Origin of the sequence: Bradyrhizobium sp. CCBAU 53421, assembly GCF_015291625.1 — a bacterium.
Classification (GTDB): Bacteria; Pseudomonadota; Alphaproteobacteria; order Rhizobiales; family Xanthobacteraceae; genus Bradyrhizobium.
In genome coordinates this window covers 193,285-219,405 of sequence record NZ_CP030047.1, presented here as the reverse complement: position 1 = coordinate 219,405, position 26,121 = coordinate 193,285, and the positions used below count along the sequence as shown (strand labels likewise).

The 26,121-nt window shown below is 65.9% G+C and carries 28 protein-coding genes; 15 read left to right on the top strand and 13 right to left on the bottom strand.

Going from position 1 to position 26,121, the window contains the following annotated elements; all coding sequences use genetic code 11:
• The first annotated feature begins 49 nt into the window (after nucleotides 1–49).
• From XH92_RS01030 to dnaQ, 4 genes are read left to right on the top strand one after another with little or no spacing between them, the layout of a single operon-like run.
• The gene (locus XH92_RS01030; protein ID WP_194457581.1) at nucleotides 50–886 is read left to right on the top strand and encodes a pyruvate, water dikinase regulatory protein; all 837 of its coding nucleotides are present in this window, start codon (nucleotides 50–52) and stop codon (nucleotides 884–886) included.
• A gap of 10 nt (nucleotides 887–896) precedes the next feature.
• Entirely contained in the window at nucleotides 897–1,505 is a 609-nt protein-coding gene (locus XH92_RS01025) for a Maf family protein (protein ID WP_194457580.1), read from the top strand.
• A 47-nt stretch (nucleotides 1,506–1,552) separates the two neighbouring features.
• Nucleotides 1,553–2,152, top strand: a complete 600-nt coding sequence (coaE, locus tag XH92_RS01020; RefSeq protein ID WP_194457579.1) for a dephospho-CoA kinase — start codon at nucleotides 1,553–1,555, stop codon at nucleotides 2,150–2,152.
• Nucleotides 2,153–2,183: 31 nt separating this feature from the next.
• Nucleotides 2,184–2,906 carry a DNA polymerase III subunit epsilon gene (dnaQ, locus tag XH92_RS01015; protein WP_194457578.1) on the top strand — a complete coding sequence of 241 codons (723 nt, stop codon included), beginning with the start codon at nucleotides 2,184–2,186 and terminating at the stop codon, nucleotides 2,904–2,906.
• Nucleotides 2,907–3,062: 156 nt separating this feature from the next.
• Here dnaQ and secB read toward each other — a convergent pair whose 3' ends face one another.
• On the bottom strand, nucleotides 3,063–3,551 hold the full coding sequence (gene secB, locus XH92_RS01010; RefSeq protein ID WP_194457577.1) for a protein-export chaperone SecB: 489 nt from the start codon (nucleotides 3,549–3,551) through the stop codon (nucleotides 3,063–3,065).
• A 420-nt stretch (nucleotides 3,552–3,971) separates the two neighbouring features.
• On the opposite strand from secB, the gene XH92_RS01005 reads away from it, so the two are divergent.
• The 3 genes from XH92_RS01005 to XH92_RS00995 are packed head-to-tail and all read left to right on the top strand — an operon-like array spanning nucleotide 3,972 to nucleotide 6,863.
• Nucleotides 3,972–4,676, top strand: a complete 705-nt coding sequence (locus tag XH92_RS01005) for a Tim44/TimA family putative adaptor protein (RefSeq protein WP_194457576.1) — start codon at nucleotides 3,972–3,974, stop codon at nucleotides 4,674–4,676.
• Nucleotides 4,654–6,273, top strand: coding sequence for a murein transglycosylase A (locus XH92_RS01000; protein ID WP_246788162.1), 1,620 nt, complete (start codon nucleotides 4,654–4,656; stop codon nucleotides 6,271–6,273). Before XH92_RS01005 ends, XH92_RS01000 begins: the two co-directional genes overlap by 23 nt.
• Nucleotides 6,270–6,863 carry a Smr/MutS family protein gene (locus XH92_RS00995; RefSeq protein WP_194457575.1) on the top strand — a complete coding sequence of 198 codons (594 nt, stop codon included), beginning with the start codon at nucleotides 6,270–6,272 and terminating at the stop codon, nucleotides 6,861–6,863. The genes XH92_RS01000 and XH92_RS00995 overlap by 4 nt, the downstream gene beginning before the upstream one ends.
• Nucleotides 6,864–6,865: 2 nt before the next feature.
• On the opposite strand, the gene XH92_RS00990 is transcribed toward XH92_RS00995, so the two are convergent.
• The 5 genes from XH92_RS00990 to hslV all read right to left on the bottom strand — a co-directional run bounded on the left by XH92_RS00990 (nucleotide 6,866) and on the right by hslV (nucleotide 11,180).
• Nucleotides 6,866–7,990, bottom strand: coding sequence for a hypothetical protein (locus tag XH92_RS00990; RefSeq protein ID WP_194457574.1), 1,125 nt, complete (start codon nucleotides 7,988–7,990; stop codon nucleotides 6,866–6,868).
• Between the two features lie 193 nt (nucleotides 7,991–8,183).
• The gene (hslU, locus tag XH92_RS00985; protein WP_194457573.1) at nucleotides 8,184–9,488 is read right to left on the bottom strand and encodes an ATP-dependent protease ATPase subunit HslU; all 1,305 of its coding nucleotides are present in this window, start codon (nucleotides 9,486–9,488) and stop codon (nucleotides 8,184–8,186) included.
• Nucleotides 9,489–9,541: 53 nt separating this feature from the next.
• Entirely contained in the window at nucleotides 9,542–10,138 is a 597-nt protein-coding gene (locus XH92_RS00980) for a DUF2585 domain-containing protein (RefSeq protein ID WP_194457572.1), read from the bottom strand.
• Nucleotides 10,135–10,620 carry a GNAT family N-acetyltransferase gene (locus XH92_RS00975; protein ID WP_194457571.1) on the bottom strand — a complete coding sequence of 162 codons (486 nt, stop codon included), beginning with the start codon at nucleotides 10,618–10,620 and terminating at the stop codon, nucleotides 10,135–10,137. The genes XH92_RS00980 and XH92_RS00975 overlap by 4 nt, the downstream gene beginning before the upstream one ends.
• A gap of 2 nt (nucleotides 10,621–10,622) precedes the next feature.
• On the bottom strand, nucleotides 10,623–11,180 hold the full coding sequence (gene hslV / locus XH92_RS00970; RefSeq protein WP_194457570.1) for an ATP-dependent protease subunit HslV: 558 nt from the start codon (nucleotides 11,178–11,180) through the stop codon (nucleotides 10,623–10,625).
• Between the two features lie 244 nt (nucleotides 11,181–11,424).
• Here hslV and hisB point away from each other — a divergent pair, with 244 nt between their 5' ends.
• From hisB to coaA, 7 genes are all read left to right on the top strand, one after another.
• The gene (gene hisB, locus XH92_RS00965; protein WP_021078165.1) at nucleotides 11,425–12,018 is read left to right on the top strand and encodes an imidazoleglycerol-phosphate dehydratase HisB; all 594 of its coding nucleotides are present in this window, start codon (nucleotides 11,425–11,427) and stop codon (nucleotides 12,016–12,018) included.
• A gap of 86 nt (nucleotides 12,019–12,104) precedes the next feature.
• Nucleotides 12,105–12,635, top strand: coding sequence for a DUF2628 domain-containing protein (locus XH92_RS00960; RefSeq protein WP_194457569.1), 531 nt, complete (start codon nucleotides 12,105–12,107; stop codon nucleotides 12,633–12,635).
• Complete coding sequence (hisH, locus tag XH92_RS00955; protein WP_194457568.1) at nucleotides 12,632–13,282, top strand: imidazole glycerol phosphate synthase subunit HisH; 651 nt, start codon at nucleotides 12,632–12,634, stop codon at nucleotides 13,280–13,282. The genes XH92_RS00960 and hisH overlap by 4 nt, the downstream gene beginning before the upstream one ends.
• Nucleotides 13,279–14,007 (top strand): 1-(5-phosphoribosyl)-5-[(5-phosphoribosylamino)methylideneamino]imidazole-4-carboxamide isomerase, encoded by a 729-nt coding sequence (gene hisA / locus XH92_RS00950; protein WP_194457567.1) that lies wholly within the window; start codon nucleotides 13,279–13,281, stop codon nucleotides 14,005–14,007. Before hisH ends, hisA begins: the two co-directional genes overlap by 4 nt.
• A gap of 72 nt (nucleotides 14,008–14,079) precedes the next feature.
• Complete coding sequence (hisF, locus tag XH92_RS00945; protein WP_028335794.1) at nucleotides 14,080–14,856, top strand: imidazole glycerol phosphate synthase subunit HisF; 777 nt, start codon at nucleotides 14,080–14,082, stop codon at nucleotides 14,854–14,856.
• Between the two features lie 109 nt (nucleotides 14,857–14,965).
• Nucleotides 14,966–15,289 carry a phosphoribosyl-ATP diphosphatase gene (locus XH92_RS00940; RefSeq protein WP_194457566.1) on the top strand — a complete coding sequence of 108 codons (324 nt, stop codon included), beginning with the start codon at nucleotides 14,966–14,968 and terminating at the stop codon, nucleotides 15,287–15,289.
• Between the two features lie 35 nt (nucleotides 15,290–15,324).
• Nucleotides 15,325–16,281, top strand: a complete 957-nt coding sequence (coaA, locus tag XH92_RS00935) for a type I pantothenate kinase (RefSeq protein ID WP_194461049.1) — start codon at nucleotides 15,325–15,327, stop codon at nucleotides 16,279–16,281.
• Nucleotides 16,282–16,452: 171 nt separating this feature from the next.
• On the opposite strand, the gene XH92_RS00930 is transcribed toward coaA, so the two are convergent.
• From XH92_RS00930 to rsmI, 7 genes are all read right to left on the bottom strand, one after another.
• Nucleotides 16,453–18,714: a PAS domain-containing hybrid sensor histidine kinase/response regulator gene (locus XH92_RS00930; RefSeq protein WP_194457565.1), complete on the bottom strand. Its 2,262-nt coding sequence runs from the start codon at nucleotides 18,712–18,714 to the stop codon at nucleotides 16,453–16,455.
• 103 nt (nucleotides 18,715–18,817) lie between these two features.
• On the bottom strand, nucleotides 18,818–19,336 hold the full coding sequence (locus XH92_RS00925) for a hypothetical protein (protein ID WP_194457564.1): 519 nt from the start codon (nucleotides 19,334–19,336) through the stop codon (nucleotides 18,818–18,820).
• Nucleotides 19,337–19,456: 120 nt separating this feature from the next.
• Entirely contained in the window at nucleotides 19,457–21,007 is a 1,551-nt protein-coding gene (locus XH92_RS00920; protein WP_194457563.1) for a YifB family Mg chelatase-like AAA ATPase, read from the bottom strand.
• A gap of 105 nt (nucleotides 21,008–21,112) precedes the next feature.
• The gene (locus XH92_RS00915) at nucleotides 21,113–22,084 is read right to left on the bottom strand and encodes an MBL fold metallo-hydrolase (RefSeq protein ID WP_194457562.1); all 972 of its coding nucleotides are present in this window, start codon (nucleotides 22,082–22,084) and stop codon (nucleotides 21,113–21,115) included.
• A 189-nt stretch (nucleotides 22,085–22,273) separates the two neighbouring features.
• Nucleotides 22,274–23,221: a glutathione synthase gene (gene gshB / locus XH92_RS00910; RefSeq protein WP_194457561.1), complete on the bottom strand. Its 948-nt coding sequence runs from the start codon at nucleotides 23,219–23,221 to the stop codon at nucleotides 22,274–22,276.
• 30 nt (nucleotides 23,222–23,251) lie between these two features.
• The gene (locus XH92_RS00905) at nucleotides 23,252–23,635 is read right to left on the bottom strand and encodes a YraN family protein (protein WP_194457560.1); all 384 of its coding nucleotides are present in this window, start codon (nucleotides 23,633–23,635) and stop codon (nucleotides 23,252–23,254) included.
• Nucleotides 23,622–24,575 (bottom strand): 16S rRNA (cytidine(1402)-2'-O)-methyltransferase, encoded by a 954-nt coding sequence (gene rsmI, locus XH92_RS00900; RefSeq protein ID WP_194457559.1) that lies wholly within the window; start codon nucleotides 24,573–24,575, stop codon nucleotides 23,622–23,624. Before rsmI ends, XH92_RS00905 begins: the two co-directional genes overlap by 14 nt.
• A 222-nt stretch (nucleotides 24,576–24,797) precedes the next feature.
• Here rsmI and XH92_RS00895 point away from each other — a divergent pair, with 222 nt between their 5' ends.
• On the top strand, nucleotides 24,798–26,003 hold the full coding sequence (locus XH92_RS00895) for a penicillin-binding protein activator (RefSeq protein WP_194457558.1): 1,206 nt from the start codon (nucleotides 24,798–24,800) through the stop codon (nucleotides 26,001–26,003).
• The last annotated feature ends 118 nt before the right edge of the window (nucleotides 26,004–26,121 follow it).

Below are 26,121 nucleotides of genomic sequence, written 5' to 3'. Positions count from 1 at the left end.
TTCTTCTCCTCGACCTCCACAGGGATTCACAGGACAGACAGGGGCTCTGGTGCCGACGACTTCCAATTATTTCCACCTGCATCTGGTGTCTGATTCGACCGGCGAGACGCTGATCACCGTGGCGCGCGCGGTCGCCGCCCAATACGCCAACGTGACCGCGGTCGAGCATGTCTATCCGCTGGTGCGCAGCCAGAAGCAGCTCGATCGCGTGCTCGACGAGATCGAGGAATCGCCCGGCATCGTCCTGTTCACGCTGCTCGAGAAGGATCTGGTCGGTCGGCTTGAGGGCAAGTGCAAGGAGATCAACGTGCCGAGCCTGTCGATCATCGGGCCGGTGATGCAGCTGTTCGAGGCGTATCTGGGTGCCGCGACGACCGGACGCGTCGGTGCGCAGCATGTGCTGAACGCGGAATATTTCAGCCGGATCGACGCGCTGAACTACACGATGATCCATGACGACGGTCAGCATGTCGAAGGCCTTGAGGAGGCCGACGTCGTCCTGGTCGGCGTGTCCCGCACGTCGAAGACCCCGACCTCGATCTATCTCGCCAACCGCGGCATAAGAACTGCCAACGTGCCGCTGGTGCCGGGCATTCCGCTGCCGCACCAGCTCGAGAATCTGAAGAAGCCTTTGGTGGTCAGCCTGCATGCGACGCCGGAACGCCTGATCCAGGTCCGGCAGAACCGCCTGCTCACGATGGGCGACCGCGACAATGACACCTATATCGACAAGCAGGCGGTGGCCGACGAGGTCGCATTCGCGCGGCGCCTGAGCGCGAAGTTCAACTGGGCATTGCTCGACGTGACGCGTCGCTCGATCGAGGAGACGGCGGCTGCGATCCTGAAGCTCTATAACGACCGCCAGCGCGCGCGGCCGTCGGAGTGACCACCAAATCATGAGCATCTGGCGCGGCCCGCAGAAGCTGATCCTTGCGTCGCAAAGCCGGGCGCGAAGGATGCTGCTTGAAAGCGCCGGGCTCGAATTCGAGGCGCTGCCGGCCGATATCGATGAACGCGCGGTGCAGAAAAATTCCGGCCTTTCGGCACCGGGCGAGATCGCATCGCTGCTGGCGCGCGAGAAGGCGCTGTTCATATCGCGGCAGAAGCCGGGTCAATATGTCGTCGGTGCCGATCAGACGCTGGCGCTGGGGCAGCGGATGTTCAGCAAGCCTGCCGGCCGTGCCCAGGCTGCCGAGCAGCTCGGCCTGCTCGCCGGGCAAACCCACGCGTTGCATTCCGCCGTCTCGGTCGCGCGCGATGGAAAGACCCTGTTCGACAACGTGAGCGTCGCCCGGATGACGATGCGGCGGCTCGCGGCCGGCGAAATCGAGGCCTATCTCGACCAGGCCGGGGAGGCGGTGACGACCAGCGTCGGCGCCTACCAGCTTGAGGGTCTCGGGGTGCATCTGTTCGAGCGGATCGAAGGCGACCATTTCACCATCCTCGGCCTGCCGCTATTGTCGCTGCTCGCATTCCTGCGCCGCGAAAACCTGCTCGCGGTGTGAGGTGCCGAGGCGTGGCGACGGAGAGATGCTGAACCGATGTTGATGCGATGCTGATTCTTGGACTGACCGGCTCGATCGGGATGGGGAAATCCACCACGGCCAAACTCTTCATGGAGGCCGGCGTGCCGGTGTACGACGCCGATGCGGCTGTGCATCAGCTCTACGAAGGCGAAGCCGCGCCTGCGATCGAGGCAGCCTTCCCCGGTACCACTGCGAACGGCAAGGTCGACCGTGCCAAGCTCTCGGCACGCGTGGTGCACGACCCTGCGGCAATGAAGCAGCTCGAGCAGATCGTGCATCCGATGCTCGGCGCGTCGCGCCAGAAATTCTTTGCCGATGCGGAGGCCGCCGGTCACCCGATCGTCGTCGTCGACGTGCCGCTGCTGTATGAGACCGGCGGCGAGAAGCGCGTCGATGCCGTCGTCGTCGTCACCACCTCGCCGGAACTGCAGCGCGAGCGCGTGCTGGCGCGCGGCACCATGGATGCCGCCAAGCTCGATGCCATCATCGCCAAGCAGATGCCGGACGCCGAGAAGCGCAAGCGCGCGGATTTCATAGTGGATACCTCGCATGGACTTGATCCGGTGCGGGCGCGCATCCGCGACATTCTGGCCGAGGTTGTTAAGATGCCGGAGCGGCGCGCCTGATTCGGCCCGCTTTTCCGGATTCCTTCACGACATGCGCGAAATCGTTCTCGATACCGAAACCACTGGCCTCGATCCGCTGCGCGGCGACCGGCTGGTCGAGATCGGCTGCGTCGAGATCTTCAACCGCATGCCGACCGGGCAGACCTACCACGTCTACATCAACCCCGAGCGCGACATGCCGCTGGAAGCGTTCAACGTGCACGGGCTGTCGACCGAGTTCCTGGCCTCCAAGCCGCTGTTCACCGAAGTAGTCGACGAGTTCCTGGCCTTCATCGGCGATACGCCGCTGGTGATCCACAACGCGTCGTTCGACATCAGCTTCATCAACGCCGAGCTCGACCGCATCAAGCGCAAGGCGATCCCGAAAGACCGGCTGGTCGATACGCTGCTGCTGGCGCGACGCAAGCACCCCGGCGTGTCGAACCGGCTCGACGATCTCTGCTCGCGCTATCAGATCGACAATTCCCGCCGCACCAAGCACGGCGCCTTGCTCGACGCCGAGCTGCTGGCCGAGGTCTACATCGACCTGATCGGAGCGCGGCAGTCGCAGCTCATCCTGGCCTCGAAAACGTCGGATGCACGCGCGGGCAGCTACGGTGATGCGCCGCGGCGGCAGCGCGAGACGCCGCTGGTTGCGCGGGTCAACGACGCGGATCGCGAAGCCCACCGGGCCTTTGTCGCGACGCTCGGCGACAAGCCGATCTGGAACGATTATTTGCCGCCGCCGGCACCTGCTGCAGCGCCGGCGGCTTGATCTCTATATCCCCGTCATCCTGAGGAGCCGCGAAGCGGCGTCTCGAAGGATGACGGCCCGGCCGGTGGCCGTCGATCCTTCGAGACGCCCGCAAGTGCGGGCTCCTCAGGATGACGGATTACACCTCGCCGGGCGTTATGCTTCTCGAACTGTGATTCAGCTCGGCTTGACGCCGGAAGCGGCCTGGGCGGCGGCCTGGCGCTCCATGTTCTGGCGGTAGAGGCCGACGAAATCGACGGGGTCGAGCAACAGGGGCGGGAAGCCGCCATCGCGGACCGAGGTCGCGACGATCTCGCGCGCGAACGGGAACAGCAGTCGCGGGCACTCGATCATGACCAGCGGATGCAGGTTCTCCTTCGGCACGTTCACGATCCGGAAGACGCCGGCATAGGCGAGGTCGAAGCTGAACATCACCTTGCCCGCCGACTCGGCCTTGCCCTCGATCGAGAGGATCACCTCGTACTCGTTCTCCGACAGGTTGTTGGCGGAAACGTTGATCTGGATGTTGATCGCCGGCTGCTGCTGTTGCTGGCCGAGCGAGGCCGGCGCATTCGGGTTCTCGAACGACAGGTCCTTGGTGTACTGCGCCAGCACGTTGAGCTGGGGGGCGGGCTGTTCGACGGGGGTGCCGTTGCCATTGGTCATGAAAATGTCTCCAGGAGCGGCGCTCGGGACAGGATGTCCGACGGCACGCGTTAAGGTTTGGAAATGCCGATGCCGGCGAGTGGCTATCATAGGCCCGGCTCGGTCCACAAGGACGACGAACGACCGCGCCCCGGGCGAGCCGGTGGCCAAATCTCCGGCAACCGGACGGCGAGCGCAACTCCGCCCAATCTCTTAACGGCTTCCTAAATTATTGAAGATGCGCGATTTCCGGCTTGGAACGGGTTTCCTCCCGGGGTCAAAACGCGCTACACTTGCCCGTGCCAAAAAGCGCCATTGGCCGGGCATAGTTTCGTGCCTACATGCTGCGGACTCAATCGGTGATGTAATCTCTGCCGTTCCCCACCGGGAACGCTTTGATGCCCGGCCCGTTGCCGGCAGAGACCAGAAAGCGAACTCGACGTGGATATCTACACCATCATCTTCCTGGCGCTGGCCGTATTTATCTTCCTGCGCCTGCGCAGCGTCCTTGGCCAGCGCACGGGAAGCGAGCGGCCGCCGTATGATCGTGCAGCACCCAACGTCCTGCAGCGCGGCCAGGATAACAACGTCGTGCCGATCCCGGGATCGGTGATCGATCAGCCGGCCCCGGCCGCGCCCGCCGAACCGGCCGAACCCACCGAACGCTGGAAGGGTATCGCCGAGCCCGGCACGCCGCTGGCCCAGGGTCTCGACGCGGTTGCCCTCCAGGATTCCTCGTTCGATCCGCGGCATTTCCTCTCGGGCGCCCGCTCGGCCTACGAAATGATCGTGCTGGCCTTCGCCAATGGCGATCGCCGTGCGCTGCGCGACCTGCTGTCGACCGAGGTCTATGAGAGCTTCGAGGCCGCGATCAAGGATCGCGAGAAGCACGAGCAGAAGACCGAGACGCGGTTCGTGTCGATCGACAAGGCCGAGATCGTCGGCGCGGAGACGCGCGATCGCTCGACCCAGCTGACCGTCCGCTTCGTGTCGCAGATGATCTCGGTCACCCGCGACAAGACGGGAACCATCGTCGACGGCAGCCCGGACAAGGTCGCCGACATCACCGATATCTGGACATTCGCCCGCGACTCGACTTCCCGCGATCCGAACTGGAAGCTGGTTGGCACTGGAAGCGCTCACTAAACATCTCAGCTACGGGCGCCTCGCGATCGCGTGCTGCGCGCTCGCGGTTGTGTGCTCCACCGCGGCGATCGCCGCGCGCTACAGGTCGAGCCGGCACGCCGCGCCGCGACACGAGCACACCCACCCGATCCCCTATCCCGATCTGGAATTGCCGCTGCAGCTCAGCGGCAGCCAGTACGAACCACTGGCCTGGGCCAATGTCGCCGGCTGGAGCGACGACGATCATCTCGCGGCCTACAAGGCGTTTCGCACCAGCTGCAAGCCGATCGCGGCCCAGCAGGGCGCGCCCGCGGAGTCGAAGGCGCTCGGCAGCTCGCTGCGCGATCCCTGCCGGATCGCCAAGGGACTCGATCTCGCCAGTGGCGCGAAAGCCAGGGAGTTCTTCGAGCAGAACTTCGTGCCGCTGCGCATCTCGCGGCTCGGCGAGGAGGCCGGCTTCGTCACCGGCTATTACGAGCCGGTGCTCGAGGGATCGCGGACCCAGACCGACGTCTACAATGTTCCGGTCTATCGCCGGCCGTCCAACCTGTTCGTGCGCGGCAAGACGCAAGCGTCCGTCGGCCTGCCCAACAGCGGTCCGGTGTATCGCAAGATCGGCCGCCGCAAGCTGGTGCCCTATTACGACCGCGGCCAGATCGAGGACGGCGCGATCGCCGGCCGCGGGCTCGAGATCTGCTGGCTGAAGAACCAGACCGACCTGCTGTTCACGCAGATCCAGGGCTCGGCACGGATCAAGCTCGAGGACGGCACCACGCTGCGCATCAATTACGACGCGCATAATGGCTATCCCTACACGCCGGTCGGACGCGTGCTGATCGAGCGCGGCATCATCCCGAAGGAGCAGATGTCGATGCAGAAGATCAGGGAGTGGATGGAGCAGAACCCCGACGGCGCCAAGGAGCTGCGACGGCAGAACCGCGCCTACGTGTTCTTCCGCGAGGTGCCGCTGTCCGACAAGGACGAGGCCGTCGGCGCGCAGGGCGTGCCGCTGACGCCCGGCCGCTCGATCGCGGTCGACAAGGCGCTGCATGTCTACGGCACGCCGTTCTTCATCGCGGGCGAATTGCCGATCGAATCCGAGCAGTCGAAGACGCCGTTCCACCGGCTGATGATCGCGCAGGATACTGGGTCTGCGATCGTTGGCCCGGCGCGCGCCGATCTCTATTTCGGCGCCGGCGCGGATGCCGGAAAGGTCTCGGGCCGGCTGCGGCACAATATGCAGTTCGTGATACTGGTGCCGAAGGGGCTCGACCCCGTCGCGCGCGGCCACAAGCTGCCGATCCCTGACGAGCGGCCGTCGGCCAAGATCGCAAAACTGTTTCCGCAGACCGATCCGCAGAAGGACAAGGCGGCGGCGAAGCCTGCGGATGTGCCGACGGTGACCATCGCCAAGGCCGGGAGCAAGGACGCGGCCAATCACGCCGCCAAGAGCCCGGCCGCGAAGGATGCCGCGCCCGCCGCTGCTCCGGCAACAACCCCTGTCGCGCAGGCTGCGCCTGTGGCAGAACCGGTGCCGTTGCCGGTTGCCCGGCCCGACATTCCGCAGCAACCGGAGAAGCGGCGCTACAGGCGCACTCGCCATCACCGCGATCAATGAAACGACCCGCGCCGATCCCCGATCCGTCCGCTCCGTCGCGGCGCAAGCGCGCGCTGAGCGAAGAGGAGCGTGCGCTTTGGGAAAGCGTCGCCAAGCAGGTCAAGCCGCTGCGCAAGAAGCCGGCCGCACCGAAAGCCCACGGCGTCGCCGCTGACCCGGCCACGCATCACGCCGCGACCAAGCCCATCCCGATCAAGCCGGCGACGTCAGCCAAGGCGGCGCCGGCGCCGCGTCCACACGTGCCGCCGCTGGCACCGATCGGTCGCCGCGAACGTGCAAGGCTGTCGCGCGGCCGGCAGGAGATCGATGCGCGGCTCGATCTGCACGGCATGACCCAGATGCGCGCGCATCGTGTGCTCTTCACCTTCCTGCAGCGCGCGCACAGCGACGGGCTCACTTTCGTGCTCGTCATCACCGGCAAGGGCAAGGTCGGCGGTCTGGAGTCCGAACGCGGCGTGCTGCGCCGCCAGGTTCCGGAATGGCTCAGCCTTCCGGAATTCCGCTCCCTCGTCGTCGGTTTCGAGGAAGCGCATATCGGCCATGGCGGCGAGGGCGCGCTTTACGTCCGCGTCCGGCGCGCGCGGGGCTAACGCTAAAAAGGCCGGACAATTCCGACGCGCGGGATCAGCGTGATGACCCAGCCGAAGACCGTCGTCTTGCGATCATCTGACGGGATCGGCGGCACGTCCTTCGACGCGGGCAGCATCTTCACCGCATGCAGCATCAGGAAAATGCAAACCGCCCAGTTCGAGATCCAGCGCGAATAGTCGAACACGGTCACGAACATCACGAGATAACCTGCGCTGATCATGACGAGCGCGGCGAGCACGATCCGCCGATGCAGCTCGTTCGCCAGCGCGCCGATCAGCCGCGCGAAATAGCGCGACAGCGGCGCATGCAGCCAGATCAGCAGCGCAAACACCGGGACGCCCAGGATGTTCGAGGGCATCCGCGCCCAGGTGTCGGCGAACTCCTTCGACAGCGGCTGGTACCAGATGTAACCGAACTGAAGCAGATCGGTCCGCCACGGATCGGCCATCCGGCTCTGCAGGTGACGGATGAACGCGTCATAGGGCACCTCGACCGTGCCGGCGAACTGCGCGACCAGGAACAGGATGCCGACCGCGGCGAGCGCCGCGAGGCCGACGGCGATGTTCCGCGGCGTCGCGTTCTGCATCAGATAGAAGCGCAGCACCACGATCGCCGTGATGGTCGGCACATACATCAGGACGAAGATGTGATGGACCAGGATCAGCAGGATCGAGAACAGCGCCGCGATCAGCACGTAGACGACCGAGCGCGCCGGGATCAGCAGCAGCACGATCGCCAGCGCACAGCCATAGATGTCGAAATGGCCGAGCGTGTGCATGAAATTCTTCAGGAAGAACGGCGAGCCCGCGATGAAGACGAACAGCGGCCAATGCGCATCGTCGAAGCCGAATGTGCGCCGAAACAGTTTGACGAACAGTCCGAGCGTCACCAGCCAGATCGCGCCGGCCAGCGCGAACACCAGCCATACCGGCACCTTGTCGGTGAACAGCGACACGATCGCGCCGACCAGCGCGCGCTTGGTGAAGCCGTAGTGATAGTCGACCAGCAGGTGGATGTAGGGGACGAAGGGCGGCAGCGCGATCTTGTGCAGGAACACCCCGACCAGCACGGCCGCATTGACGGCCAGCATCAAGCGCCAGGGTCTCTCCCAGACTCGCAGACTCATCGATCGCCCACTCTCGTCGTCCCGGGCAAGCCACCAGGTCGGCGCCAAGCGCCGCCCGATGATAAACTCCACGCGACCCGGGACCCATAACCACCGAAGGCAGTTCTAGAAGGAATGTCGGCCCGAGTCTTGGTCAACACGGGCATCAGTGGTTATGGGTCCCGGCTTTCGCCGGGACGACTGCGGTGGCCGCTTACAAAATAAACCGGCTCAGATCGGCGTTCTTGGCGAGGTCGCCGACATGCTTGGTAACGTAGTCGGCGTCGACCTGGATGGTCTCGCCGTGGCGATCGGGGGCGGTGAAGGAGATATCGTCCAGCACCCGCTCCATCACGGTCTGCAGCCGCCGCGCGCCGATGTTCTCGACCGTCGAATTGACCGCGACCGCGACATCGGCCAGCGCGTCGATCGCGCCGTCGGTGATGTCGAGCGTGACGCCCTCGGTCTTCAGCAGCGCGACATATTGCTTGATCAGCGAGGCTTCCGGCTCGGTCAGGATCCGGCGCATGTCGTCGCGGGTCAGCGCCTGCAACTCGACGCGGATCGGCAGGCGGCCCTGCAATTCGGGCAACAGGTCCGAGGGCTTGGCGATGTGGAAGGCGCCCGAGGCGATGAACAGGATGTGGTCGGTCTTGACCGCGCCGTGCTTGGTCGAGACCGTGGTGCCTTCGATCAGCGGCAGCAGGTCGCGCTGCACGCCCTCGCGGGAGACGTCGCCGCCGGCGCGGTTCTCGCGCACGCAGATCTTGTCGATCTCGTCGAGGAAGACGATGCCGTTGTTCTCGACGGCGTTGATCGCCTCCTGCACCAGCTGGTCGGTGTCGAGCAGCTTGTCGGATTCCTCGTTGACGAGGATCTCGTGCGAGCCTTCCACCGTCAGGCGGCGGGTCTTGCTGCGTCCGCCCATCTTGCCGAAGATGTCGCCGAGCGAGATCGCGCCCATCTGGGCGCCGGGCATGCCGGGGATTTCGAACATCGGCATGCCGCTGCTTCCCGACTGCGTCTCGATCTCGATTTCCTTGTCGTTGAGCTCGCCGGCGCGCAGCTTCTTGCGGAACGACTCCCGCGTCGCCGGGCTCGATCCGGGGCCGACCAGCGCATCCAGCACGCGCTCCTCGGCGGCAAGCTGGGCGCGGGCCTGGACGTCCTTGCGCTTGCGCTCGCGGGTCTGCGCGATCGCCACCTCGACGAGGTCGCGGACGATCTGCTCGACGTCGCGGCCGACATAGCCGACCTCGGTGAATTTGGTGGCCTCGACCTTGAGGAACGGCGCGCCCGCGAGCTTGGCCAGCCGCCGCGCGATCTCGGTCTTGCCGACGCCGGTCGGCCCGATCATCAGGATGTTCTTGGGCAGAACCTCCTCGCGCAGGGAACCGGAAAGCTGCAGCCGCCGCCAGCGGTTGCGCAGCGCGATCGAGACGGCGCGCTTGGCATCGGCCTGGCCGACGATGAAACGGTCAAGTTCAGAAACGATTTCGCGGGGGGAGAAGTCGGTCATTGGCTCTAGCTAGGTTGAAATCGGGGTCTCGGCAAGCGGTGGTCATGATCCGCCTAAAGGATGGGCGGCCCGGCTTGCCACTGCCTGATCGCCTCGAACGGGTGGATCAGCATGATGATGTTGAGTGTCAGATTGTCGCGAATGTGAAGCAGCATCACGATTTCGAACACAACGCCGAGTGCGACAGTCGCGGCGATCGGCAGCTTGCGCGCCAGCAGGAAGCCGAAAACCATCGCAAGCGTATCCGACACCGAATTGACGATGGTGTCGCCGTAATAATCGAGCGAGATCGTGCCGGCGCGGTAGCGCTCGATGATCCAGTTGGAGTTTTCGACGAGCTCCCAGCTGCCTTCGATCAGCATCGCGACAATCAGCCGCCCCGGCCAGGCGAGCTGAGGCAGCGCCAGGAAGGTCAGGCCATAGAACAACAGGCCATGCAGCACATGCGACAGCGTGTACCAATCGGCGATGTGCTGCGAATTCTCCGAGCTCTGCACCGTGCCATGCCAGAGCTTGACATAGCCGCAGGCGCAGATCGGCAGGCGGCCCATCGCATAGAGCAGCGCAGCCTGCAGCACGAGCAGCGCGGCGGCAATCGCGAACCACTGCCACGCCGGAACGCCGGTGCCGGACTTTTGCGCGATCATCATGCGTCGCGGACCATCAGCAGTGCCGGCCCGTCGGGCGTGTCGACCATTCCGGCTTCCCGAAAGCCCGCTTTCGCATAGGCGCGCACGGCACGCGCATTGGCCGGATCGGGGTCGGTGACGATGCGTGGCGCGCCTTGCGCCAGCCGGTCGTCGGCAAAGGCACGGATAAGCGCCGAGCCGTGGCCACGCGCGACCATGGTGAGCTCGCCGATGAAGAGATCGATTCCGCGCGTGCCGTCTGGTTGCTTGCCGAAACCGGAATTCCAGGCCGTCAGGTCGTAGCACTGGAGGTAGCCGAAATCGTTGCCCTCGGTGCTAACGATGAATTGGTCCATCGCCGCCTCGTCGAGGTCACCGCTGACCAGCGCGTACTGCTCGGCCGGATCGCCCCACCACTCCCGGACATGCGGCAACGTCAGCCACTGCTTGATCCGCGGCAGGTCGGCGGTCGTCATCGGGCGGAAATGATAGGCGCCGGCCATGCTCAGCCGCCGATCGTCTCGATCGTCACGTTGCGGTTGGTGTAGACGCAGATATCGGCGGCGATATCCAGCGCGCGGCGCACGATGGTCTCGGCGTCCTTGTCGGTATCGACCAGCGCGCGGGCCGCGGCGAGGGCGTAATTGCCGCCGGAACCGATCGCCATGACCCCGGACTCGGGCTCCAGCACGTCGCCGGTGCCGGTCAGCACCAGGGAAACGTCCTTGTCGGCCACGATCATCATGGCCTCCAGCCGGCGCAGATAGCGGTCGGTCCGCCAGTCCTTGGCGAGCTCGACGGCGGCCCGGGTCAATTGCCCCGGATATTGCTCCAGCTTGCTCTCCAGGCGCTCGAACAGGGTGAAGGCGTCGGCGGTGGCGCCGGCAAAGCCGCCGATCACGTCGCCCTTGCCGATCCGGCGGACCTTCTTGGCGTTGGCCTTGATCACGGTCTGGCCGATCGAGACCTGCCCATCGCCGCCGATCACCACCTTGCCGCCCTTGCGGACGGTGCAGATCGTGGTGCCATGCCAGACCGGCAGCTCATTTTGGGATACTTGCATAGGTTACCTCTCTTCCGGGCAGATTTAGGCGGTCGGGCAGGGGGTTACAATCGGGGGAAATCAGAGCGTTTTCGAGCGAAGTGGGCACCGGATCGCGTGAAGAAAACGCGTCAAAACTAAATCGACAAGGATTTCCGGTCACCATGGCCCGAAGTTGGGGCGTTTCCGGGTCATCCCGCAGTAGCGAAGGTGACATCAGCCTGTTAAAAGACCGGCGTTTTCGGCACGGGAAAGCTTAATCTTCATGCGCACCGCAACCATCAAGCGCAAGACCAAGGAGACCGACATCGAGGTGACGGTCAACCTCGACGGAGCAGGCGTATCCACGGTTTCGACCGGGATCGGCTTCTTCGACCATATGCTCGACCTCCTGGCCCGGCATTCGCGCATCGACATCACGGTGAAGGCGGATGGCGACCTCCATGTCGATTACCACCACACCACCGAAGACGTCGGGATCGCGCTCGGGCAGGCCGTGAAGCAAGCGCTCGGCAACATGGCCGGCATCACCCGCTACGCCTCGATCCACATGCCGATGGACGAGACGCTGTCGCGCGTCGTGATCGATATCTCCGGCCGCCCGGTGCTGGTGTTCAAGGTCGAGTTCCCGCGCGACAAGATCGGCGAGTTCGACACCGAGCTGGTGCGCGAGTGGTTCAATGCCTTCGCGATGAACGCCGGCGTGACTCTCCACGTCGAGACCCTATATGGCGAGAATAGCCATCATATCTCCGAATCCTGCTTCAAGGGTTTGGCGAGGGCGCTCCGGACCGCGGTTGCGATCGATCCGCGTGCCCAGGGCGAAGTGCCCTCGACCAAGGGTCAGCTCGGCGGCTGACCCCGGGAGCATGATCCGGACCCGGTGGCACCGGTTGTCCCGGAGATCATGCGGTAAGTAAAAGTCCATCCTCGGCGGAGCGTTCGATGCCGGTCTATACAGTGCATGCCCCCGTGGCCAACGGCGCCGATCTCGCGGCGACCGACAAGTTCGTGTTCGTGCGCGACGGCTTCCATTTCTGGGCCGCGGTCGCCGGCGTGATCTGGCTGGCCTGGAACAGGCTCTGGCTGGCGCTGATCGGCTGGCTCGTCCTGACCTTCGCGATCGATTTTGCGCTGACCAAGCTCGGTATCGGCCGCGGCGCGATCTTCCTCGTCGACCTGGTGTTGATGGTGCTGATCGGGCTGGAGGCGGCAACCCTGCAACGCTGGACGCTGTCGCGGCGCAAATGGCGCCAGCTCGACATCGTCGTGGCCGACAATGTATTGGACGCCGAACACCGCTTCTTCGAGCGCTGGACCGCACGGCATCGCGGCGGCTTCAACGACCAGCGGTCCGTCGATCGCGGCGGGCCGCCGCCGACCCGGGACGTTCCCGGTCAATCATTCTCAAAACCCCCGCCGATGCCGCAGGGCGGCATCATCGGATTGTTTCCAGAGCCAGGAGGATCGCGATGACGGTTGCAATCATCGATTACGGCTCCGGCAATCTGCATTCGGCGGCGAAGGCCTTTGAGCGCGCCGCGCGCAGCATGGAGGACTCGCAAGCCATCAAGGTGACGCGCGATCCCGATGCGGTGTATCGCGCCGATCGGATCGTGCTCCCCGGTGTCGGCGCGTTCGCCGATTGCCGCCGCGGTGTCGACGCGGTCGACGGCATGCTGGAAGCGCTGACCGAAGCGGTGCGGGTCAAGGCGCGGCCGTTCTTCGGCATCTGCGTCGGCATGCAGCTGATGGCGACGCGCGGCAAGGAGCACGTGATCACCGAGGGCTTCAACTGGATCGGCGGAGATGTCGAGAAGATCGAGCCGCGCGACGAGAGCCTGAAGGTCCCGCATATGGGCTGGAATACGCTCGACATGGTGCGCGAGCACCCGGTGCTGGAGCGGCTGCCGCTCGGGCCGAAGGGGCGCCACGCCTATTTCGTGCACTCCTATCACCTCAACGCCGCCAACGAGGCGGACGTGCTGGCGCGCGCCGACTATGGCGGGCCGGTGACCGCGATCGTCGCCAAGGACACCGCGATCGGCACCCAGTTTCACCCCGAGAAAAGCCAGCGCTTCGGCCTCGCTCTGATCGCCAATTTCTTGAAGTGGAAGCCGTGATTCTTTTTCCAGCGGTTGATCTGAAGAACGGCCAGTGCGTGCGCCTGGAGCAGGGCGACATGGCGCGCGCCACCGTGTTCAATCTCGATCCGGCGGCGCAGGCCAAGAGCTTTGCCGCGCAGGGCTTCGAATATCTCCACGTCGTCGATCTCGACGGCGCCTTCGCCGGCAAGCCGATGAATGCCCATGCGGTGGAGGCGATGCTGAAGGCCGTCACCGTGCCGGTGCAGCTCGGCGGCGGCATCCGCGACCTCGAGACCATCGAGGCCTGGCTCGACAAGGGCATCACGCGTGTCATCATCGGCACCGCGGCGGTGCGCGATCCTGAGCTCGTGAAGGGCGCGGCAAGGAAATTCCCTGGCCGCGTTGCGGTCGGCCTCGATGCGCGCGACGGCAAGGTCGCGGTCGAGGGCTGGGCCGAGACCTCGCATGTGACCGCGCTCGAGATCGCGCAGCGCTTCGAGGATGCCGGCGTTGCCGCGATCATCTTCACCGACATCGCCCGCGACGGCCTGCTCAAGGGCCTCAACCTCGATGCGACCATCGCGCTTGCCGACCGCATTTCGATTCCGGTGATCGCATCCGGTGGCTTTGCCTCGATCGACGACGTCAAGGCGCTGCTGGAGCCGCGCGCCAGGAAGCTCGCCGGCGCCATCGTCGGCCGCGCGCTCTATGACGGGCGGCTCGATCCCGCCGCCGCGCTTCAGCTGATCCGCAGCGCGTAGTCTTATGTTTGACGCGTTTTCTTCACGCGAACCGGTACCCACTTCGCTGGAAAACGCTATCGGGAGAACATCATGTTCAAGGTTCGCGTGATCCCCTGCCTCGACGTCAAGGACGGGCGCGTGGTCAAGGGCGTCAACTTCGTCGATCTGCGCGATGCCGGCGACCCGGTCGAGGCTGCGATTGCCTATGACGCCGCCGGCGCCGACGAGCTCACCTTCCTCGACATCACCGCCACCCATGAGAACCGCGGCATCATGCTGGACGTGGTGCGGCGGACGGCGGAGGCCTGCTTCATGCCGCTGACCGTGGGCGGCGGCGTCCGCACCGTCGACGACATCAAGACCCTGCTGCGGTCCGGGGCCGACAAGGTCTCGATCAATTCCGCGGCGGTCAGCCGGCGCGAATTCGTCAAGGAGGCCGCCGAGAAGTACGGCGAGCAATGCATCGTGGTCGCGATCGACGCCAAGCGGGTCAAGCGGGCCGGCGGCTCGGACCGCTGGGAGATATTCACCCATGGTGGACGGAATGCCACCGGGATCGACGCCATCGAGTATGCCCAGGAGGTCGTCGCGCTCGGCGCCGGCGAGATCCTGCTGACCTCGATGGACCGGGACGGCACGCGGCAGGGCTTTGACCTGCCGCTGACCCGGGCGATCGCGGACAGTGTCCCCGTACCGGTTATCGCGTCCGGCGGCGTCGGCAATCTCGATCATTTGGTCGACGGCGTCCGCGAGGGTCACGCCACCGGCGTGCTGGCGGCGTCGATCTTCCACTTCGGGGAATTCACCATCCGCCAGGCCAAGGATCACATGGTGCGCGCCGGTCTGCCGATGCGGCTCGATCCGTAGCGCGCGGTTCGGAAACACAGTGATCTGGGACTCCTTGTCACAAAAATGCTAAGTCCCCACCTAGGGATGGCACCCTCGCGGTGCCGGTGCGCATGCTTGAGTTGAGTTGATGTCGCGTTTCACGGTCCACGATCTGGCCGCCACCATCGACGCCCGCGCTGCAACGGGCGGCGAGGCGTCCTACACCCGCAAGTTGCTCGACAAGGGCGCGGAGCATTGCGCCAAGAAATTGGGCGAGGAAGCGGTCGAGACCGTGATCGCCGCGGTCGAGAACAATCGCGATCATCTGATCGCCGAGAGCGCCGATCTGGTGTTTCACCTGCTGGTTCTGTTGAAGTCACGTGGCGTGAAGCTGGAGGATGTCGAGGCGGCGCTTCAGAAGCGCACCGCGATGTCGGGACTGGAAGAGAAGGCGTCGCGCAAGCGCGACTAGCGCAAATGATCGAGCGCATTGAGAGGGGCGGCCTCATGGACATCCGGGCACCAGATCAGCAATACAACCCCTATCGCATCTTCACGCGCCAGCAATGGTCGCATCTGCGCGACGACACGCCGATGACGCTGGAGCCGGGCGAATTCGATCGCCTGCGTTCGATGCATGACCGCCTCGATCTGCAGGAGGTCGAGGACATCTACCTGCCGCTGTCGCGGCTGCTCTCGATCTATGTCGATGCGACCCAGCGGCTGTATTATTCGCAGCGCCAGTTCCTCAACATCCGCGACCGCAAGATGCCCTACATCGTCGGCGTCGCCGGTTCGGTCGCGGTCGGCAAGTCGACCACGGCCCGCGTGTTGCAGGCGCTGCTGGCGCGCTGGTCGCCGCGTCCGAAGGTCGACCTGATCACGACCGACGGTTTCCTGTTTCCGAATGCCGTGCTCGAGCGGCAGGGCATCATGCAGAAGAAGGGCTTTCCGGAGAGCTACGATCTGCCGACGCTGCTGTCGTTCCTCAGCGACATCAAGGCGGGACGGCGCCGCGTGCGCGCGCCGGTCTACTCGCATCTGACCTATGACATCGTGCCGAACAAATGGGTCGAGATCGACCAGCCCGACATTCTGATCGTCGAGGGCGTCAACGTGCTGCAGACCGGGCGGCTGCCGCGTGACGGCAAGGCGGTGCCGTTCGTCTCCGACTTCTTCGATTTCTCGGTCTATATCGACGCCGACGAGGCCGTGCTGCGGGAGTGGTACATCAAGCGCTTCCTGGCGCTGCGCGACACCGCGTTCACCGATCCGAGATCCTACTTCCACCGCTATGCGCTGCTGTCGGACGAGGAAGCGACCGCGACCGCGATCGCGATCTGGGAGCGCACCAACCTCGCCAATCTCGAGGACAACATCCTGCCGACCCGCCCGCGCGCGACGCTGGTCCTGAAGAAGGGCGCCGACCACGTGGTGCAGTCGGTCGCGCTGCGGCGGCTGTAGTCGTTGTTCGGTTAAGTCGGCTGCATCCACAGCTGTCGTCCCCGCGAACGCGGGGACCCATAACCACAGGCGCCAGCAATTTGCAGGGCTGTGGCCGCTGCTGGTCGCAACAACCAAATTCGGTGGTTATGGGTCCCGGCCTTCGCCGGGACGACAGCGAGTTTGCAGCTGCTACGCCGCGATATGCCGCGCGGCGGCGAGGCCCGCGAGCGCTTCTTCCAGCTTCTCGCGATCGAGCGGCTTGATCAGGAAGCCATCCATGCCGGCCTCGAAGCAGGCGTAGCGATCCTCCACCAGCGTGTTGGCGGTCAGCGCCAGGATCGGCGTCCGACGTCCGGACTGGCCGGCCAGCCCGCCGGACTCCTGGGCGCGGATCTGCTTGGTGGTCTCGATGCCGTTGAGGCGCGGCATCTGGATGTCCATCAGCACGAGATCGTAGGGCGTGCCGGCCGAGGTCGCCGAAAGCCAGGATTCCATCGCCTGCTCGCCATTGGTGGTGATGACGGCGGTGTGGCCGAGCCGGGCGAGCAGCGAGCGCATCAGCAGCGCGTTGATCTCGTTGTCTTCGGCGACCAGGATCGAGAGCCCCTTGTGCGGCGGCGCGGCCGCCGGCGCAGTCGGCGCGGACTCGGCGACCGTCTCGATCACGAGGCTTGGTGCGGCGATCTCGGGTGACGCCGTCAGGCGTGCGGCGAGCGACGACGCGCGCAGCGGCTTGACCAGATAGCCGGTCAACATGGTGGTCTCGGAGGCCGAAAGGTCCTGCCGCGTCGCCGGCGTGACCATCACGATGCGATGGGTTGCGTGGATGCGGGCGGCTTCGGCGAACGCCTCCACCACCTGCGTGCCGAGCGCGTGGTCGATCAGGACCGTGTGCCAGCTCCGCTCCGGCAGCAGCGCCTCGGCGACATTGGCATCCGACACGATGCAGGTCTGCGCGCCCCAGCGCTGCAAGCGCCGCGAGATCAGCGAGGCCTCGATGCTGTGCGGCGCGACCAGCATGATCGACTGGCCGGCGAGGTCCGGCGCGGTGAAGCCTTTCGTCTCGCCGGTATCGGCGGCGGCCAGCGGGATCGAGACCTCGAAGGTCGAGCCCGCGCCCGGCGTGCTCGCCAGCGTGATGCGGCCGCCCATGCGCCTGACGATGCGGTCGCTGATCGAGAGGCCGAGGCCGGTGCCGCCATAGCTGCGCGCGATGCGGTCGTCGGCCTGCTCGAACTCGCGGAAGATGCGCTGCTGCGCTTCCGGTGCGATGCCGATGCCGGTGTCGCGCACCAGGAAGCTGATCTCGTTCGGCCAGATGCCGGGCTCGACGATCAGCGCCACGCCGCCGGTCGCGGTGAACTTGATGGCATTGCCGGCGAGATTGAGCAGCACCTGGCGCAGCCGCGCGGCGTCGCCGGTCACCTGCATCGGCAGCCGCTCGTCGACATAGGCGGCGATCTCGATGCCCTTGGCCTGCGCGCGCGGCGCCAGCAGCTCGGTGATGTCCTCGATCAGGCCGGACAGCGCAAAGGCGCGGTGTTCGAGATCGATCTTGCCGGCTTCGATCTTGGAATAGTCGAGCAGCTCCTCGATCAGCGCCAGCAGCGCGTCGCCCGAGGTCTTGACCGCCTTGGCGTAGGTCATCTGCTCCGGCGTCAGCTGGGTGTCCATCAGCAGCCCGCTCATGCCGATGATGCCGTTCAGCGGGGTGCGGATCTCGTGGCTCGCCATCGCCAGGAAGCGCGACTTGGCGCGATTGGCGGCATCCGCCTGATCGCGGGCGTCGGCCAGCGCGTGCTCGCTCTCGGTGCGGTCGGTGACGTCGCGGCCGACGCTCTGCATCTCCGCCGGCGCGCCGGCATCATTGCGCACGAGGCCCTCGCGCCAGGCGATCCAGCGCGGCCCGAGCGGGCCCTCGATCTTCTGGTCGTAGGCCCGTGTGCCGTTGGATTCGAGCGCGGTCGCGCCCTGCTCGAGCAGCTTGAGCGTGGCGGTGCTGCCGATCAATTCGCCGCGCGGGATCTGTGCCAGGGCGCAATAGGCGTCGTTGGCGTAGGTGATGCGGCCGTCGAGGTCGCGCAGCACGATCAGATCGTCCTGTGCCTCGAACAGGGTGGAGGCGCGCTGTTCGGCCTCCTGCAGTTCCCAGTTGCGGTCGGCCATCGCCTCATTGTGCATGGCGATGGTGCGCAGCCGCCTGCGCATCAGCCGCAGCCGGATGCCGAGCGTCACGATCCAGAGGCAGGCGAGCGCGAACAGGAAGCTGACGCCGATCGCGAATGCATTGGGGTCGTAGCCGCTGTGCGGCGAGAGGGCGCCGGAGATGAACCCGAAGGCGCTGCCGAATGCGACGGAGAAGATCGTGAAGGAACGGATGATCGTCGCGACCCAGGAATGGCGTCGCAGGAAGCGGCGAAGGCGTAACTTGATCCGGAAGAAACGCCCCATCAATGGTGGTCCTGAGCTAGCCCGATCTGGTGATCACCATGCGTCTTGCACCTTGCAAAGTGCTTGAGGTTGGTGGCCGTTTCGCGCCGCCCTCGGAACAGGGTTAGCGGGTAGTTAATTCCGCCATGGCCTGGCCGCGGACATGCGCGGGAGGCGCGAGCGATGCCGCTTCGAGGCGGCGGTGTCCGCCGCGGGCGCTGACGATCAGGGCCGCCGCATCGCGCACCGAGAACGTCCTCGACTGCACGTAGACGCGGTAGTCGAACGGACCGTCACGGGAAAGATAGATGACGGGGCCGGCTGCGGTCGGCTGGCCGGAAATCCCGATCAGCTGCGGCACCGAATTGCTTTCGCAGGCGCCGGCTTCGGCATCGTCGATGTCGTCGATCACGGTGAAGTCGGCGGCTTCGGCGCTGTCGGCAATCCGGACCCGGACGGTGGCAAGGCCGGGGTCGTCGGTGAAGCTGACGTGAAACTGGGCCTGCCAGGGGACCGATGCGATCTGCATCGTAGCGCCGCCCACGTCGATGCAGGGCCGAGGACCCGGCAGCAACTCAGCGCGGGCAAATACCGCGGCCACGGCAAGCGGGACCACCGAGGCCAGAACCTTCATACGCAACATGACACAACTCGCTCGACCCAAGCTTGCCGCAGATCGCGGTGCTTATGGTTTGCGGAGCGTAAATGAGAGTGGCTACCGTCACGTTGACGCGGTGGGCCGCGGGGTGGAAAACGGGGGAGATCACGCCGCGCGGCGCAGATCATCCGCCAATGCACGATAGGACAGCGCTTCGGCGAGATGCAGCCGGCCGATGGTCTCGGCGCCGTCGAGATCGGCGAGCGTGCGCGCCACCCGCAGCACGCGATGATAGCCGCGCGCGGTGAGGCGCATGTTGTCGGCGGCCTCGCGCAGCAGCTTCTGGCCATGCGCGTCGGGCTGCGCGATGGTCTCGAGCAGCGCGCTCGGTGCTTCCGCATTGGTGCGGACATGCGGCATGCCGGCCGCCGCGTAGCGCGCGAGCTGGATGTCGCGCGCGGCCGCGACGCGGGCGGCGACCTCGGCCGAACCCTCCGCCGGCGGCGGCAGGATCAGATCCGCCGCGGTCACGGCCGGCACCTCGATCCGCAGGTCGATGCGATCCATCAGCGGGCCGGAGATCCGCATCTGGTAGTCGGCAGTGCAGCGGTCGAGCTGGCCGCGCTTGCAGGAATAGCCGGGCTCATAGGCGTGGCCGCAGCGGCACGGGTTCATCGCCGCGACCAGCATGAAGCGCGCCGGATAGGTGACGCGGTGATTGGCCCGGCTCACCGATACCTCGCCGTTCTCCAGCGGCTGGCGCAGCGAATCCAGCACGCGCGGATCGAACTCCGGCAATTCGTCGAGGAACAGCACGCCCTGATGCGCGAGCGAGATCTCGCCCGGCTTGGCGCGCATGCCGCCGCCGGTCAGCGCGGCCATGCTGGCGGAATGATGCGGGCTGCGGAACGGGCGCCGCGCGGTCAGCGCGCCATCGCGGATCTCGCCGGCGACGGAGGCGATCATCGAGACTTCGAGCAGTTCGGACGGCGACAGCGGCGGCAGGATCGAAGGCAGCCGCGCCGCCAGCATCGATTTGCCGGCGCCCGGCGAGCCCATCATGAGCAAATGATGTCCGCCGGCAGCCGCGATCTCGAGCGCGCGTTTGGCGCTTTCCTGGCCCTTGATGTCGCGCAGATCGAGCAGCGCTTCCTCGCGCGCCTCGTTCTGGTCTCGCACCTTCGGCTGCGGCCGCGACAGCACCTGCGTGCCCTTGAAGTGGTTGGCGATCTGGATCAGCGAGTGCGCCGCGATGATCTGGATGTCCGGGCTGGCCCAGGCGGCCTCCGAGCCGCAGGCAGCCGGGCAGATCAATCCCTCGTCGCGCGAATTGGCGCCGATCGCCGCCGGCAGCACGCCCGCCACCGGCGCAATCGAGCCGTCGAGCCCGAGTTCGCCGAGCACGGTGAAGCCGCTCAGCGCATCCGGCGGGATCGCGCCGATCGCGGCCATCAGGCCGAGCGCAATCGGCAAATCGTAATGGCTGCCCTCCTTGGGCAGGTCGGCCGGTGCGAGGTTGACGGTGATGCGGCGGGCGGGAAGCGCCAGCCCAGAGGCGATCAGCGCCGAGCGCACCCGCTCCCGCGCCTCCGACACCGCCTTGTCGGGCAGCCCGACGATCGCGAACGCCGGCAGTCCCGGCGCGACCTGGACCTGCACGTCGACCGCACGGGCCTCGATCCCCTCGAATGCGACGGTAGAAACCCGCTGGACCATGCTGCCCCTATCTTCCGCCACCCAAGGTAGCGGAGCGGGCTGCGCAGTGCAAGAACATTAAGGGAACATCCGAGGCGAAGGGGGGCCGCCCCGGATGCGCCGCCGTCACAGCGTCATCTGCATCGGCTCGGGATAGTAGTGGAAGCCCTCGCCGGCCTTGGCGACGTGGCCGTAGCCCGGCCAGGCGAAGTGATAGGACATCACGGGCGTCTTGTTCGCGGCCAGCATCTCCAAGAGCTTGACCCGCGAGTTCGCCGCCTGCTTCGGATCGGTGTCGTAGGAGAATTCCATCCGCGGCCGCTCCAAGAGCAGCACCGCGTGATGCGAGAGGTCGCCGAGGAAGGCAAAGGACTTGCCGCCCGAGCTCACCATGAAGATGGTGTGGCCCACGGTGTGGCCGGGCGCCGCGATCGCCTGCACGCCGGGCAGGAATTCCTGGCCGTCCTTGAAGAACACGATGCGGTCGCGCACCGGCAGCAGGTTCTTGCGGGCGTGCACGACAAAGTCCTTCAACGGACTGCCCATCTTGCCTTCGTCGGTCCAGAAATCGAGATCGCTCTGCGCGATGTAGTACTGCGCATTCGGGAACAGCGGCTTGTCGTCGGCGCCGACGATGCCGCCGATATGATCGATATGCGCGTGCGACAGCACGACGGCGTCGATGTCCTCCGGCTTGATGCCGGCTTCCTGCATGCTCTTCTGCTGCCGCCCGGTGGTCGGACCGAACGCCTTCGAGGTGCCCATGCCGGTGTCGAACAGGATCAGCTTGTCGCCGGTGTTGACGATCGGCGAGTTCTGCTCGAGCACGACATTGTCGGGCGAGAGGAAATTGTCGGAGAGCATCTTCTTCACTTCTTCCTTCGGCACGCCGGTGAAGGTGCCGGAGGGATCGCCGAGCGGAAGCGGACCGTCGGACACCACGGTCACTTCGGCGTCGCCGAGCACGAAGCGGTGCCAATAGGGTGTCTGCGTGCCGAGCTTCGGCGCGCGCGCCTGCGCAGTGGTGCCGAGTAGTGTGCTGGCGCCGAGACCGGCACCGAGCGCGAGCAAGGATCGTCGTGAGACATTGAGCGTCATAACGTCTTCCTCCACAATTTTTATGATGTTTTCGCGTTGTCGCCCGCGTTGGCCCGCCGCTTGACCTGACGCAGGCAAGAGAATGCTGCCCTCGCCGGCGCAAGCTGGCAAGTAGAATAAGGCGAACGCACACGCGCCCGTACGCTGGCTGAATTTCAGCCAGCATGTGCAATGCACAAGGGAGGAGTATTATTTCGCGGCGCGCTTCTTCTCGATGGCATCCCAGATCTTGGCCGCGACGTCGGGGCCGTTGAGCCGCGCAATTGCGCGGATGCCGGTCGGGGATGTGACGTTGATCTCGGTCAGGTTGCCGTCGATCACGTCGAGGCCGACGAACATCAGACCAAGTTCGCGTAGCGCGGGCCCGACGGTGGCGCAGATTTCGCGCTCGCGATCCGACAGCTCGGTCGCCTTGGCCGCACCGCCGCGCACCATGTTGGAGCGCAGATCGTCCGCCGCCGGCACGCGGTTGACGGCGCCGGCGAATTCGCCGTCAACCAGGATGATGCGCTTGTCGCCATGCTTCACCTCGGGGAGGAAGCGCTGGATCACCCAGGGCTCCTTGAAGGTGACCGAGAACATGTCGAACAGCGAGCCGAAGTTCATGTCCTGCGGCATCACGCGGAAGACCGCGGCGCCGCCATGGCCGTGCAACGGTTTCATGACGACGGCGCCGTGCTGGTCGCGGAAGGCGTTGATCTCGTCGAGGTCGCGCGAGATCAGGGTCGGCGGCATCAGCTGCGGGAAGTTCATCACGAACAGCTTTTCCGGCGCGTTGCGCACGCTGGCCGGATCGTTCACCACCAGCGTCTTCGGATGGATGCGCTCGAGCAAATGCGTCGAGGTGATGTAGGCGAGGTCGAACGGCGGGTCCTGCCGCAGCAATACGACGTCGAAGCCGTTGAGGGCCTCCCGCTTCGGCTCGCTCAGCGTGAAGTGAGCGCCGACCTCGTCGCGCACGGTGAGCGGCTGCACCGGCGCCACCAGCTCCTCGCCGCGCAGCGACAGCTTGTCGGGCGTGTAATAGGAAATACCGTGGCCGCGCTTCTGTGCTTCGAGCAGCAGCGCAAAGGTCGAATCGCCGCGGATGTTGATGCGCGCGATGGGATCCATCTGGACGGCGATCTTCAATTTCATAAGCGTGTCCCGCGAGGTCTGAGGGTAACTTTAAGGGCTTGCGTCGAATGCCGCTAACAGATGGCGCGGCAGGCTCTTCGGCGCAATCAGCACGGCGTCGAATCTGAGATCAAATTCGGCATGTTCGGGATGCGTCATCAGCCAGGCCTGGGCGGCATTGACGATGCGCTGCTGCTGGCGCGGCGTCACCGCATAGGCGGCGTCGTCGAGGCTGGCCCGGGCCTTGACCTCGACGAAGGCGAGCAGATTGCGCCGGCGCGCCACCAAATCGATCTCGCCATAGGGGGTGCGGAAGCGTTTCGCCAGGATGCGATAGCCCTTGGCGATCAGGAGCGCCGCGGCGCGGCTTTCGGCCGACAGGCCGGTGCGGAACGCGGCGACGCGTTCGGGCGAGGCGCCGTCAGTCTTCGCCATCGCCGTCCCCGGCGGTTTTCGCCAATTCGAGCGCGCGGGCGTAGACCTCGCGGCGCGGCCGGCCCGACAGCTCGACCGCGTGCGCCACCGCATCCTTGACGCTGCCGCGCGCGAGCTGTGCGCGCAGCAGATCGTCGAGCGCATCCTGGTCCATCACTCCGGCGTCGTCGGCCGGCGGTCCGATCACGAGCACGAACTCGCCGCGCGTCTCCAGCGCGTCCGCGCCTGCCGCAAGCTCGGTCACCGGCGCGCGCTTGATCTCCTCGTGCAGCTTGGTCAGCTCGCGGCAGATCGCGGCATCACGTCCAGCCATGATCGCGGCGAGATCGCGCAGCGTCTCCTGCACCCGATTGCCGGATTCGAACATCACCAGCGTCGCATCGATCCGGGCGAGCTCGGTGAGCCGCGCGCGGCGCGCATGCTCCTTGGCCGGCAGAAATCCCTCGAAGAAGAACCGGTCGGTCGGCAGCGCCGCGACCGACAGCGCCGATAGCACCGATGACGGTCCGGGCACCGCGATGACGGCATGCCCGGCGGCGCAGACGTCGCGCACCAGCTTGAAGCCGGGATCGGAGATCAGCGGCGTACCGGCGTCCGAGACCAATGCGATCGCAGCGCCCTGCGCCAGCCGTTCGAGGATCTTGGGCCGGGCCTGCGCCGCATTGTGCTCGTGGTAGAGCGCGAGCTCGGCGCTGATGGCGTAACGCTCGGTGAGCCGGCGGGTAATCCTGGTGTCCTCGCAGGCGATGACGTCGACACCGGCCAGCGTCTCCAGCGCGCGCAGGGTGATGTCGGCGAGATTTCCGATCGGGGTCGCGACCAGATGCAGCCCGGGCTTGGCTTTCGGCGCGGCGAGTTGCTGGCCGCCGATCGAAAAGGTTCTGGCCGAAGCGCTTGTCGTGGCATCCGAACTGTGGAGGGAACTGGCTTTTGCGCGCATAATGCCAATCTAGAGGGATGGCGGCGCTAGCGCCACATCCGCAAAGGGCAGTGACGGAACGCTGCTTGAGGGGAGGGAAATGGAGGCTGCGGCAACGGCGCCGCGGGGCCATAATCCTTTTGTTTTAGTTAACTATTCGCCGACAATATGCCTGAATCCACCCGCCTCATCAGAGCTGGATGGAGTCCTGGCCGATCACGGTCGGCCAAGAGAAGAGAGACGATGGAAGGCCCGCATCACCGCACGTCCCCGCCGTCGGGCACGACCCGGCGGACCGCGCTTGGCCTGATCGTGGGCGCGCCGTTGCTGACGGCCTGTTCCGGCATCCAGCAGAGCTTGAGCCAATTCTCCAGCAGCAACCCGGAAGCCGGTCCTGCCGGTCCGCAGCAACAGCCGCAGGCGGTCGGCACCGGGCAGGTCAAAATTGGATTGATTTTGCCGCTGTCGGCGTCCGGCAATGCCGGGCTCGCCGCGCAGTCGATGCGCAATGCCGCCGAAATGGCGCTCGCGGAATTTCAGAACCCGAACATCCAGCTTCTGATCAAGGACGACGGCGGCAGCCCGCAGGGCGCGTCGCAGGGTGCCCAGCAGGCCGTATCCGAAGGGGCCGAGATCATCCTGGGCCCGTTGTTCGCAGGCTCCGTGCCGGCCGTCGCGCAACTGACGCGGCCGCGCGGAACCTCGGTGATCGCGTTTTCCACCGATTCGAGCGTCGCCGGGCACGGCGTCTACCTCCTGAGCTTCCTGCCGGAGTCCGACATCAACCGGATCGTCGATTATTCCGCCGGGATCGGGAAACGGTCATTCGCCGCGATGGTGCCGGATAACGCCTATGGCAACGTCGTCGAGGCCGCGTTCAAGCAGGCGGTCGGCCGCAAGAACGGCCGCGTCGTCGCATTCGAGAAATATGGTGCCGATCGCGCAACGCCGGCGCGGAGCGTGGCCCAGGCGCTCGGCCAGGCCGATGCGCTGCTGATCGCCGACGACGGCGATTCGGTGGTCGCGACCGCCGATGCGCTGACCGCGGCGGGCGCCAATCTGCGCAACATCCAGCTGCTCGGCACCGGGCTGTGGGACAATCCGCGGGTGTTCGCGAGCCCCGTCCTGCAGGGCGGCCTCTACGCCGCGCCCGATCCGTCCGGCTTCCGCAGCTTCGCCGGCCGCTACCGCGCCAAGTTCGGCGGCGAGCCGGTGCGCACCGCGACGCTTGCCTATGACGCCGTGGCGCTGATGGCGGCGCTGGCGCGCACCCAGGGCGCGCAGCGCTTTGCGCCGGAGACGCTGACCAATCCGTCCGGCTTCGCCGGCATCGACGGCCTGTTCCGCTTCCGCTCCGACGGCACCAACGAGCGCGGCCTCGCCGTCATGAAGGTGGCCTCAGGCGGCAGCACGCCGGTCGCAGGCTCGCCGAAGAGTTTTGGCGCTTGATTTTCGTCAGGCGGTCAAGCTGCCCTGTCGAGCGCCGGCACCCGCCGGCTACTGTGCATGGGGTTGTTTTCGATATTTTGGCAGCTTCTTGTTTTGACGCGTTTTCTTCACGCGAACC